General features: G+C 67.4%; 11 protein-coding genes. 9 read left to right on the plus strand and 2 right to left on the minus strand.

Annotated features, from left to right (window positions below; all coding sequences use genetic code 11):
• The 5 genes from NBW77_RS07855 to NBW77_RS07875 form a co-directional block, all read left to right on the plus strand.
• Positions 1–1,366 (plus strand): ParB/Srx family N-terminal domain-containing protein (locus NBW77_RS07855; RefSeq protein ID WP_250279501.1); only part of this gene is annotated, 1,366 nt, incomplete at its 5' end.
• 3 nt (positions 1,367–1,369) lie between these two features.
• On the plus strand, positions 1,370–2,248 hold the full coding sequence (locus tag NBW77_RS07860; RefSeq protein ID WP_165486151.1) for a hypothetical protein: 879 nt from the start codon (positions 1,370–1,372) through the stop codon (positions 2,246–2,248).
• A gap of 92 nt (positions 2,249–2,340) precedes the next feature.
• The gene (locus tag NBW77_RS07865) at positions 2,341–2,763 is read left to right on the plus strand and encodes a hypothetical protein (RefSeq protein ID WP_131747179.1); all 423 of its coding nucleotides are present in this window, start codon (positions 2,341–2,343) and stop codon (positions 2,761–2,763) included.
• Positions 2,760–3,581, plus strand: a complete 822-nt coding sequence (locus NBW77_RS07870; RefSeq protein WP_131747178.1) for a hypothetical protein — start codon at positions 2,760–2,762, stop codon at positions 3,579–3,581. The genes NBW77_RS07865 and NBW77_RS07870 overlap by 4 nt, the downstream gene beginning before the upstream one ends.
• A gap of 125 nt (positions 3,582–3,706) precedes the next feature.
• Positions 3,707–4,264, plus strand: coding sequence for a hypothetical protein (locus NBW77_RS07875; RefSeq protein ID WP_131747177.1), 558 nt, complete (start codon positions 3,707–3,709; stop codon positions 4,262–4,264).
• A gap of 81 nt (positions 4,265–4,345) precedes the next feature.
• On the opposite strand, the gene NBW77_RS07880 is transcribed toward NBW77_RS07875, so the two are convergent.
• Positions 4,346–5,290 (minus strand): aldo/keto reductase, encoded by a 945-nt coding sequence (locus NBW77_RS07880; RefSeq protein WP_502799452.1) that lies wholly within the window; start codon positions 5,288–5,290, stop codon positions 4,346–4,348.
• 286 nt (positions 5,291–5,576) lie between these two features.
• On the opposite strand from NBW77_RS07880, the gene NBW77_RS07885 reads away from it, so the two are divergent.
• The 4 genes from NBW77_RS07885 to NBW77_RS07900 all read left to right on the plus strand — a co-directional run bounded on the left by NBW77_RS07885 (position 5,577) and on the right by NBW77_RS07900 (position 10,872).
• Positions 5,577–7,112, plus strand: a complete 1,536-nt coding sequence (locus NBW77_RS07885; protein ID WP_131747191.1) for a TerD family protein — start codon at positions 5,577–5,579, stop codon at positions 7,110–7,112.
• Positions 7,113–7,129: 17 nt separating this feature from the next.
• The gene (locus tag NBW77_RS07890) at positions 7,130–7,807 is read left to right on the plus strand and encodes an AIM24 family protein (RefSeq protein WP_131747175.1); all 678 of its coding nucleotides are present in this window, start codon (positions 7,130–7,132) and stop codon (positions 7,805–7,807) included.
• 28 nt (positions 7,808–7,835) lie between these two features.
• Positions 7,836–8,852: an AIM24 family protein gene (locus NBW77_RS07895; RefSeq protein ID WP_131747174.1), complete on the plus strand. Its 1,017-nt coding sequence runs from the start codon at positions 7,836–7,838 to the stop codon at positions 8,850–8,852.
• Positions 8,853–9,540: 688 nt separating this feature from the next.
• A complete protein-coding gene (locus NBW77_RS07900; protein WP_165486150.1) occupies positions 9,541–10,872 on the plus strand; it encodes an HNH endonuclease signature motif containing protein in 1,332 nt (443 codons plus the stop codon).
• A gap of 65 nt (positions 10,873–10,937) precedes the next feature.
• Here the strand turns inward: NBW77_RS07900 and NBW77_RS07905 are convergent, their stop codons facing one another.
• The gene (locus NBW77_RS07905) at positions 10,938–11,753 is read right to left on the minus strand and encodes an amidohydrolase family protein (protein ID WP_131747172.1); all 816 of its coding nucleotides are present in this window, start codon (positions 11,751–11,753) and stop codon (positions 10,938–10,940) included.
• Positions 11,754–11,789: the final 36 nt, after the last annotated feature.

The raw sequence follows: 11,789 nt of genomic DNA on the forward strand, positions 1-11,789 counted from the left end.
GACGACGGCAACCGCCTCGACCCCGCGTTTCTCGGCCTTCCCCGCTTTCGCCACCTTCCCCGCTTCGACGGCGGAGGTTCCGCCGCCGGATCCGGCGCAGGTGACACAGGCGATCCGCGACCGCCAGGCCGCGCAGCTCCGCCTCGACCAGACACGTAACTCCGTCCACGCCGCGCAGGACGATCTGGACGCGGCCCGCCGCCTCGCGCTCGCCGCCGGGCGGATGCGCGAGGACGCGGCGGCGACCTGCGCGTCCACGATCAGGGACGCCTCCCACGCGGGGATCCGCAACCGGCACTGGTGGTCCTGGGAAGGGTTGAAGGAACGCGCGGGGACGGTCTGGCATGTCGCCGTCGGAGTCGCGAAGATCACCGTTGCGGTGCTGGGTGTGGTCGCGCTCGTCATCGGCGGGCCGGTCGCGTGGGTGGTGCTGGCCGCCGCTCTCGTCGTCCTCGCCGACACGTTGCTGAAGTACGGCCGCGGCGAGACGGGGCTGTGGGATGTCGGGTTCGCCTTACTCGACTGCATCCCCGGTACCCGGGGGCTCACCACCGTCGGCGGGCTCGCCCGAGGGCTTCGTGGAGCCGGGCAGGCTCTGCGCGAAGGCCGGGCCCTCACCGGGATCCTTCGCGGGGGCGCGGCCCTCGCCCACGGTGCCGTGGACGCCGGCCGCGCCCGCCTCGCCGCCATGGCCACGAACCTGCGCGGCGCCCGCGCCTACACGTCCACGATTCTCAGGGGCATCCCCGACCTTTTCCCGTCACCGACGCTGGCCATGGCCGGTGTCGGCGACGTTCCCGGCGGGACCGGCGCGCGGATTCTGCGAGCGGACGCCCGCGCGGCCCGTGACGCCGCCCGCGGATGGACCCCGCCGGTCCACAGCCTGGAGAACCCGCATACCCTGCGGTTCAGCCAGGAATGGGTCAGTTCGCAGACACGGGACGGAATAGAATACCATGATCTGGTGAAAAGTATGCGGACCGGAGGGTGGAAAGGAGACCCCATCGATATCGTCGAGCTTCCCGACGGGTCGCTGTTGAGTATCGACAACCGTCGCGTCCTGGCCGCGCGGGAAGCGGGATTACAGGAGATCCCGACGGTACGCCACCACCCGGACGAACCATTCCCAATAAAACGCGGAAAAGCGATATCATTTAAACCGGAACATAATATCCACCAGCTTTCGGACGGAACTTTAGTTCGAGGCGGGACGGAGGGCAGAATTCTACATAGGCGAAACGATGAGCCGTCGACGTGGGGCGAGGCGGCGCTATTTCGAACAGCCCGACAGCCGAACAACCCGGACGGCTCGCCGTTCCCGCTGCTGGGGCGTCTGGAACCGCCGAGGATCGAGACAAAAGGTTAGGACATGGAAATCCACTGCGAAACCTCGGTCGTGCCGGTGCTTTCCGAACTCTTCGCCGACTATCTCCGGGATCTGGCGAGCGAAAGTGCCCGGGACGAGCTGATTGTCGCGTTGGGCTCGCGCGGGCTGCGACTGGAGCATGACCTGATGCTCGCCCACCGCGACGGTGGGGAACGGTGGGTACCCGCGCCAGAGTCGGCCGGGTTCTGGCGTGGCCGCCGGTGCTGGCTGGGCTGGTATCCGCCGGCTCTGGGCGAGGTTGTCGGGGGTGATCTGTGGTTCGACCCGGTGGAGGTATCGCTGATGATACTGATCCCACGAACTTTTCCAGATCTTGCGGAACTCGCTGAGCTTCCTCCGCATTTTATGAAACGGTCAACTCCTTTTGTGGGGTGGATTTCCGTTCGTCAGATGGCGGTCTGGCAGGCGGTCGGGTATTCCCTCCTGACCGGTCGTGACCTGCGGATCGACACCGAGAGCGTGTCGCCGTCCGCTCCGGTGTCAGGAGTGTCCCCTGTCCTGGCCTGGGACATTGCTCTCTTCTTTGGAAAGGGGACCTGTGACGCGGACTACTGGGAGCCTGCCCAGGAGGCTTTCCCGGCCGAGGAACTAGCCGAGCTGTGGCAGGAGGACGCACCCGAGCTGGGTGGTGAGGAGAATTCGGGTGCCTGGATCGTGGTCGAGCGGGCTGACGCGATGAAGGGTCACCCCTGGGAGGGTCATACCGACGACTACCCCTATCTGGCGGAGGCTTTCCCGGCCCCGGGTGTTCGTTTCCGTACGGCCGTGTCCTCCCAGTTCGGCGTGATAGATCCAGAAGAAGGCGACAAGCCGAACGAGGTAATCGACCGTCGGCCGGTGGCCGCGTTGAAGGGCGGCTGAGCCCGATGGCTGATTCGTATCTTCAGCGGTGGTCGGTCGGGAATGTGGCGGAACGCCTGAAGAGGTATGGGTGGACCGGGGAACCCCTCCACGTGGTAGGGCTCCCCGACGGGACGAAAATCACTATACAGAATGTGCTGCTCGCCGCGGCGATCAAAGTCGGCATCCAGGAGATACCCACCCTCACCCATCATCCGGATGAACCGCTGCCACTGCTGATGGCGAAGGACTTCATCCTCACGAGACCGGTTCGTGAACTGCCGGACGGGTCGTATGTGATCGGCGGATCCGACGGCCGGGTGGTCTTCCGCCGGGGACGCCGCGCCGAAACATATGGCGAGGCGGCGCTGTTCCGGACGACAGGTCAGCCAGGGATTCCCGACGGCGATCCGGTGCCTTTCCCGTGGACGGCCGCCATGACCGGGGGAACCACCATGACCGGGGGAACCGCCATGACCGGGGGAACCGCCATGACCGGGGGAGCGGACCCGGGCCGGAGAGAAGACGGAGAATGACGAACGCACTGGACGTGGAGTTCGCCGAGCATCTGCGCCGATGGGGGGAAGCCGGGTCGGCGTCCCCCGGGCTCGTACACGGATTGTCGCGGAATGGTGAACTGGCCGAAGCGGAGCTGCTGCGGTTGTATCTCGACGCGGGCGAGCGATGGGTGACCACATCTCGGACGTCGGGCATCTGGCAGGGCCGGCGGTGCTGGCTCGGGGCCAGGCCACCGGACGAGGCCCACGGCGGTGATCTGTGGTTCGACGTCGTGGAGGTGACTGTGAGCGTTCTGGTACCGCGTCCGGACGCGGAGCTGGCGGACTTCTCGGCCGACGAGTGGGAGGTGATGACCTCGTGCGTGGGCTGGCTCGCGGCCCGGCCGGTCCGGCGGTGGCAGTTCCTGGGTTTCGCGTCCGTGGCCGGTCTCGACCTGGGCCGGGAGATTGGTTCATCCGCCTACGCCATGGGTGTGTACGGCCACTGGGCCGACCGGTACGCCGTGTACTTCGGGAAGGGGCTCCCGGGCTGGGACAGCTGGTGGGGTGCGGCCTGCGCGTTCGACGACGACATCCTCGACGCCATGTGGCCGCAGGACATCCCGGAGATCGGGTTCCGGGTGCAGGAGGATGCGGTGGCGATCCTCGGACGGGCTCGCGCCCTGCGCATGAACCAGGACCCGGGTGGGTCGTTCCCGATGGGTGAACGGTTCGCCATCACGGATGACTTCTGGCTGCCGGGGATGCGCTTCCGGACGGAGGTGAGCACGCAGCTCGGCATCCTGCCCCCGGACGGAGAAGGGGGCTGCGGGGTGTCCGTCCTCGCCCGCCCGTGATCGTCTGCCCGTGATCGCCGGTCCGTTACGGTCCGTGATCGGCCGATAGGGTCACAACAGCCGTGACCAGGCTGATCCGGCGCTTGTCGGACACCTCGTGTATCAACCGGATACGATCCACGGCTGTGACCTGCATCGTCGGTCTTGAGCATGATGGCAGAGTGATCATTGGTGGTGACAGTGCCGGTGTCGCCGGCTACTCCATCACCGTGCGCGCCGACACCAAGGTTTTCCGCAACAGCGAGTTCATCATGGGTTTCACCTCGTCGTTCCGAATGGGTCAGCTGCTGCGGTACAGCCTGATCCCACCCGTCCCGCAGACCTGGGACATCGACCGGTTCATGGCTACCGACTTCATCTCCGCGGTACGAGACTGTCTGCGGGCCGGAGGCTACGCCCGTAACGAGTCGGGGTCGGAGGCGGGCGGGGTGTTCCTGGTGGGCATCCGTGGCCGGCTGTACCGGATCGACTCCGACTTCCAGATCGGACGCAGCATCGACCTGTACGACGCGGTCGGGTGCGGCGAGGAGTTCGCGCTGGGATCCCTGTTCGGCAGCGCGAACCTTGAGCCGGAAGCCCGGGTGCGCCTTGCGTTGGAGGCGGCGGCCTACCACTCCTCCGCGGTCTGCCCGCCGTTCCACGTCATGTCCGGCCCCGATCCCACCCGACCGGATCACGGCTGACCCGGATCCCGGATCCCGGATCCCGACCTGTGATTATGGCCGACCTGGCCGACCTGGCCGACCTGGCCGCTCAGGATGCCGTCAGGATCGACCGAGGCCCCCACGCAGGATCGCTGTGACGGTCGCGCGGGGCCCGACGGTCGGTTCGAAGGCATCGGATGCCGTCTTCAGCGCGCCGTATTCCTCCTCGGTCAGCTCGATGTCGGCGGCTGCCACATTGTTTTCCAACTGGGCGACGTTCGCGGCCCCGGGGATCGCTACCACGTTCGGATGCCGGATCACCCATGCCAGCGCGATCTGCGCGGGACTTGCGTTGTGGCCCGCGGCAACATCGCGCAGGACATTGAGGACCGGCCGTGCCGCGTCCAGGTTCCCCGGAAGGAACAGGGGGTTCGCCGCGCGCGCCCGCGATGACGGGCGGTGCTCCCGGGTGTAACGACCGGACAGCAGGCCCTGCGCGAGCGGGCTGTAGGCGATGATCAGACGGTCGTTCTTGATCGCGTAGGGAAGTAGATCCGTCTCGGCCCGTGGTCGCAGCAGGCTGAACTCGACCTGGTTGGACAGCACCGGCGCGCCGAGGGCCTCCTCGGCGGCCTGCCACCGTTCCAGGGAGTAGTTACTCACGCCGACCTCGCTGACGAGGCCGACCCGCTGGAGCGAGGCCATGCCCCGCATGATGGTGGTGTCCCGGATCAGTGGATTCGGCTGGTGTACCTGGTAGAGGTCGATCTGTCGGACGCCAAGGCGGTTGGCGCTGGCCACCCCGCGCTGCTCGACGACCGGTGCCACCGGCAGCACCGGAAAGATCTTCGTGGCGACGAAGGAGGTCCCGAACGCGTTGGCCTCGTTGAGCGCGCCGCCGAGAATCCGCTCGCTGCGCCCGAACCCGTACACCTCCGCCGTGTCGAAGAACGTCACGCCGAGCTCGACCGCCCGTCGGACGATCGCCGGTGCCTCACTGGCGGCGTAGGCGGCGCCATAGCCCCACTCCCGTGAGCCGAACTGCCACGCACCCAAACCGATCACGGAGATCTTCTTCTTCGTCGTTACTCCATCGACATACCTCATGACCCCAGTGAACGCCGTATCGACCCGCAGCGCGACCGGGCGGCATCCATTCGCGCCCGTGGGTGCTTACACGCGGGGCATGTCGCGACTCGTGAGCGGCCGCGTCGCGTCCCCATCGCGTCCCCATCGGCCTGTGGCCCCGCGCGAGGGGGCTGCTAGTTTGCTCAGGTCCGCCCGCGGTGGAGCGACGGGTTACGATCACGTCGCTCGGGGCAGGTCGACGTGAAGGGTGAAGGGGAGCGCGGTGGTCCAGCAGTTCAGTCGGGGGCAGAAGAGTCAACTGTCCGCGGTCACCCCGGGCACCGACCTCTACATCGGCATTGCGCTCAACGCTCCCGGCCTGACCTGGGACGTCTCCTGCTTCGGACTGGACGCGAACGACAAGCTGTCCGACGACCGGTACTTCATCTTCTTCAACCAGCCGAAGTCGCCGGAGGAGTCCGTTCAGCTTCTCGGTGAGCAGGCCGGCGACACCCAGTCGTTCCGGGTGACCCTGGAGAAGGTGCCCGCGAGCATCCACAAGCTGGCGTTCTGCGCGGCGATCGACGGAGCCGGAGCGGCGTCGGGGATTTCCTCGGGCTACTTCCGCATCGTCGTCGGGGGCAGCGAGGTCATGCGGTACGCGTTCACCGGAGCGGACTTCACCAGTGAACGCGCCGTCATGATCTGCGATCTGTACCGCAAGGGGGTCTGGCGGGTCTCGGCGGTCGGGCAGGGCTTCGCCGGCGGGCTTGCCGAGCTGATCCGCTCCTTCGGCGGCGACGTGGAGGACGAACCGGCCCCGCCGTTGGCGCCGGCCGCATCGACCGGCTTCGGCCCGCCTCTGGGCGCCACGCAGACCTTCGCGCCGCCGCCTGCACCCGTCGCGACCGGCCCGGCCTACAGCAAGCCGTCGCCATCCCAGGTACCGCCATCCCAGGTATCACCGCCATCCGTTCCCTCGGCATCAGCACCCGCGTACGCGCAGCCCGTGGCGCCTCCGGCCGCACCGGTACCCGTGCAACCACCCGGTTACGGCCAGCCGCAGCCGGGTTATGGCCAGCAGCAACCTGGGTATGGCCAGCAGGCATCCGGCGGGTACGGCCCGGCTGAGGTCCTGCCGTCCCAGGCCCAGCCGGTGCAGCCGGGTGCGATGAACAGCCTGAGCCCCTACCGCGAGGTCCCCACCGCTGGCCGTTGGACGCAGCAGAACGGCAAACTGGTCAAGGTCACCCTTGGCCAGGGCCCGGACGTGCTTGCGCTGCGTGGGTCGATGGTGGCCTACCAGGGCGACGTCGACTTCGACTACAAGAGCGCCGGTCTGCGCGGGATGCTGGAGAACAAACTCACCGGCCAGGGACTCAAGCTCATGACCTGCAAGGGCCGTGGAGAGGTCTTCCTCGCCCATGATGCCGGTGATCTGCACATCGTCGAGCTGAACGGCCAGTCGCTGTGCATCAGCACCAGGAACATCCTGGCGTTCGACAGCACCCTGCACACCGAGGTCAAGCGTATTGAAAGCCCCGGTATCCCGGGTGGTGGCCTTTTCCACTTCGAGGTGTCCGGTCAGGGCTCGATCGTGGTGATGACCAAGGGCGCGCCGATGACGCTGAACGTTGCCGGGCCGACGTTCGCCGACATGAACGCCCTGGTGGCCTGGACGTCCGGAATGCGGGTGAGCGTGTCGACCCAGGTGCGTATCTCCCGGCAGATCTACGCGGGCAGCAGCGGTGAATCCCTGGCGCTGCAGTTCATGGGATTCCAGGGTCATTTCGTGGTCGTCCAGCCGTACGAGGTCTGAGCGGGCGGGAGCTTTCCGTGCAGGGAACACTGATGGACCATTTCGGCCAGACGCAGATCATGGACCGGATGAGCAGGCATGGCTCCAAGATCGCCAAAGTGGTCATGCAGCCTGGGCAGGACCTGTTCGCCAGGGTCGGCTCGATGATCGCCTATGAGGGTCTGATCGACTTCAACCCGCAGCCGCCGCAGTTGCGCCGGATGGCCTCGTCCTGGGCGACCGGCGAGGGCGTGCCGCTGATGACCGCCGTCGGCCAGGGCCTGCTGTACCTGGCCGACTATGGCAAGGAGGTCATCGTCGTCCAGCTCGCCGGCGAGGGCCTGTCGGTCAACGGCAAGAACATCCTCGCGTTCGACGCCACCCTGCAGTGGGGGATCGAACGTGTCCGCGGCGTCAGCATGCTGTCCGGGATGGGCATGTTCAACGTGGTCATCCGCGGTCATGGTTGGGTCGCGATGACCTCGAAGGGCAACCCGGTCATGCTCGACACCCGGGAGGCGCCCACGTTCGTCGACACCGACGCGCTGGTTGCCTACACCGACGGGCTGCAGGTCCAGCCGCGGCGCACCGCCCGGCTCGGTGGGCTGATCGGCCGCGGTTCCGGTGAGGCGTTCCAGCTCGGTTTCTCCGGGCAGGGTTTCGTCGTGGTGCAGCCGAGCGAGGACGAACGACCGAACTTCTCGGTGCGTGGATGACCCGGTGCGTGGGTGAGAGGATTCGACGATGAGCCATCCTGGTTTCCCCGGCGGCCAGCCCGGCGGCTACCCACCGCCCGGCGGCCAGCCCGGCGGCTACCCACCGCCCGGCGGGACCCCCGGTGGATATCCGCCCGGTGGCGCACCGGGCGGGATCCGCAGCAGCCTGCTCGACAATCCTGAGGTGCAGGCGCGGGAACGCTTCACCCTGCAGAACGGCAAGATGCTCAAGGCGACCCTCGGCGCGGAGGGCATGAAGGAGTTCTACGCGCGCAAGGGCGCCATGGTCGCCTACCAGGGCGGCGCGAACTTCGACGGGCAGTGGGAAGGCTGGGGTCACCACGTCCGCTCGCTGTTCGGCGAGGGCGAGGGCCTGAACCTGATGAAGGTCTCCGGCGGCGGAACGGTCTTCCTCGCCCATCAGGCCCAGGACGTCCACATCCTCGACCTCGCCGGCGACGGGCTGACGGTCGACGGCAAGAACGTGCTCGCCTTCGACATCGACCTGCGCTGGGACATCGTCCGCATCGACTCCCAGGTGTCCATCGCGGGGGCCGGTAACTACCAGGTGGAGCTGTCCGGGAACGGCAAGGTCGCGCTGGTGACGTCGGGCGCTCCGCTGGTCATGCGGGTGACCCCGCAGAACTACTACTTCGCGGACGCGGACGCGGTGGTGGGCTGGTCGTCGAGCCTGCAGGTGTCGATGCAGGCCGCGGTCACCTCGTCGTCGGTGTGGAAGCCGCGCGGCAACACCGGTGAGAGCTGGCAGATGCAGTTCTCCGGGGACGGCTATGTCATCGTCCAGCCGTGTGAGCTGCTCCCGCCCTACAACGCGCTTGCCGGTGCCGGCCTCGGCGGCCACTTCGGGCTCGGCGAGGGCGGTTTCGCCGGTAACGAGATGCACGGCCACCAGGGCGGTCAGGGGCACGGCGGTCAGGGGCACGGCGGCGGGGGCCTTCCGGGTGGCATCCCCGGAGGTCTGGGCGGAGCCCTCGGCGGCCTGTTCGGCAATCAGGGCCGGGGCGGCCTGTTCGGCGGCCGCTGATCTGAACGGCCCGTCTGTCCGTTTCCGCCGTCCGTCTGTTCGTTTCTGCCTCGTCATGCTGTTCGTGGGCATCATCGATGGCCTGCTGTGCCGCCGCGGATTCCCGAGCCTTTCGCTCGGCGATCTTGGCGGCCTGAGCTTTCGTCCCCTCGGCTTTTCGTGCGGCATGCTTGGCCATAGCACCTAGGGTGTCGAGGTGTGCACGCACCGCCTTCCCGAGGGTGTCGAGTGTCGCGGCATTCCCGCTGAACATCGGATCGTTCAGCGCGCAGACGCTCAACACCAGGGCCCGGCGGGCGTCGGGATCGGTCAGCTGTTGGAAACGCAGGTTCCGCCAGTCGGCGTACTGGCGTGCCGCAAGCTCCTTCGCGATCCGGCGGCACTGCGTGCTGAGGAAAACTTGGCGTCAGTACGGGGACGAGGAAGGAGCCGGCTTCCAGTGAGCTGTCGATCCGTACCTTCTATCGGATCGGTGACGGGATCGGTGCAGGTGTCCACCTGCCGCGCCAGGGACTCCCGGTAGGCGCGTATCCGATCAGCGGCGATCGCGGCGATCAGCGGCGATCGGTTCGAGGGCCGCCCTGCCGACTGGGCTCGTCATTCGGGTATCTGGTGCTTCTCGGCATTTCTTGGATTTATCGGCTATAGTCGAACATACGTTCGGTTCCGGGGGTGGGAGGTGATGGGGATGGCCGAAGGCGTCGCGGGAGACGCGGCGGGCGGCGCCGCCTGTGTCGATCTTGATTCTGAGGTGTTGGTCGGGTGGCTGAGAACGTCGCCGCCGGGTCCGGGGGTGATCGGTGTGCTGGCCGGGGTCGACCCGGGGTTGCTGTCACATTCGCAGCAGGTGGATCTACTGGTGGTGTTCGAGCAGGTGGCCGCGTGGGTGGCGGCAGGTCAGCAGCGGGTGTTGGCGGTGCTCGCGGCCAGCCCGGATGGTCCGGCTTCCCCGTCCGTGGACGACGAGGCGGTGTCGGGTGGTGGGGACGACTGGGTTCGTGAGGAGGTGGCGGCGGCATTGCGACTGTCGCCGGTGACGGCGGATCGGCGGCTACAGGTCGCGCGGGCGTTGGACGGCCGGTTGGGTGATACCTGGTCCGCGTTGACGGAGGGGTCGATCAGCTATGTACAGGCGGCGGCGATCGTTGCCGCGCTCGACGAGCTGGATGATCGGACGGCCGCAGCGGTGCAGGCACGGGTGTTGGGCCGGGCGTCGGGGCAGAGCCTGGCGGAGCTGCGGCGGTGTCTGCGTCGGGCGGTACTCGCCGCGGATCCGGTGAGCGCGGGCGAGCGGCATGAGCAGGCCCGGGTGGAACGTCGGGTGGAGCTGTGGCCGGCGCGGGATGGGATGGCGGAACTGCACGCGGTGCTGTCGGCGGAGGAGGCAGCGACGGTATGGACGGCGGTGGACGCGCTGGCCCACCAGCCCACCGATCCCGACCGCCAGCACCACAACCCGGACGGTATCGATGCGCGTCGGGCGGATGCGCTGGTCGGGTTGGCCACAGCCACACTGGCCAGGCCCGAGTTGCCGAGTCGCCATGGTGCCCGGCCGCACATCCAGGTGACGGTGGCCGTGACCACGTTGCTGGGTGTGGACGACGCGCCGGGTGAGCTGGCGGGGTACGGGCCGGTGACGGCGGAGGTGGCGCGTCGGGTCGCCGCCGACGGTGTCTGGCGCCGGCTGCTGACCGATCCGGTGACCGGCCGGTTGGTGGACTACGGGCGGACGGTCTACCGGCCGCCGGCGGATCTGGCTCGGTTCGTGATCGCACGTGATCAGCGGTGCTCGTTTCCGCACTGCGGCCAGCCCGCTGTCCGCTGCGATCTGGATCATGTGATCCGCTACCCTGACGGTCCAATCAACGCCGACAATCTGGCTGCTCTGTGCAGGCGGCATCACAGGGCCAAGCATGAAGGTGGGTGGAAGCTCGCCGCTGCGGATGGTGGGCATGACTGGACCAGTCCGGCCGGTAGGAGCTACCACGTCCAGGTGCCCAGCGTCCTACCGGATCCGTAACCCGGCGTGGGTGGCCAGATCGATCTTCGGGATCGTAGGTTGGTTCGGGATTGTGGGCCGGGCAGTCAGATGGCGAACACTCGTCGAGCATTTCCGGCCAGGAACATCTCCTGTGCCTGCGCGTCAAGACCGAGGCCGTCCAGTCCTTCCAGCGCCCGCCTGGGAGTGATCATCGGGTAGTTCGTCCCGAACAGCACTTTATAGCGGCCCTGTCCCTGCATGTACGCGACCAGCTCGGAGGGGTAGCGGTGGCTGGCGTAGGCGGAGGTGTCGATGTGGACGTTCGGGTATTTCGTCGCCAGGGCGATCATTTCTGTGGTCCATGGGTAGCCGATATGGCCGCCGACAATGATGAGTTCCGGGAACTCCAAGGCCACGTCGTCGAGATATGGGATGGGTCTGCCGGTCTCCGAGGTACGCAGAGGCCCGGTGTGGCCGACCTGGGTGCAGAACGGGATACCCAGCTCGACGCATTCGGCGTACAGCGGGTAGTAACGGCGGTCGTTGGGCGGCAGGGTCCACAGCCACGGCACGATCCGCAGCGCCTTGAAACCCAGATCATGAATGGCTCGGCGGAGCTCGTGGACGGCGGCAACCGGGTAACGCAGATCGACGGCCGCGATCCCGGCGAGCCGATCGGGGTACTCGGAGACGAAGGCGGCGACCTCGTCGTTGGAGATCAGTGGTCCGTCCGGGCCGTGCCAGGCGCAGACCAGCCCGCGCGCGATCCCGGCTTCGTCCATGGCCGCGATCGTCCAGTCCAGTGACGGTTCCTCCGTCGGTTTCGCCGTACCCGTCCAGCGACGTAGAGATGCGAACATGTCGTCCCGCAGGAACCGAAGCGTCGGATGTTGCATCCACGCGTCGATGATTGTCGTCATGCAGGCCATACTTCCCAATAATCATGCCGGCGTGAG

This window comes from Frankia sp. Cppng1_Ct_nod, from assembly GCF_920656135.1.
GTDB classification, from domain to species: Bacteria; Actinomycetota; Actinomycetes; order Frankiales; family Frankiaceae; genus Protofrankia; species Protofrankia meridionalis.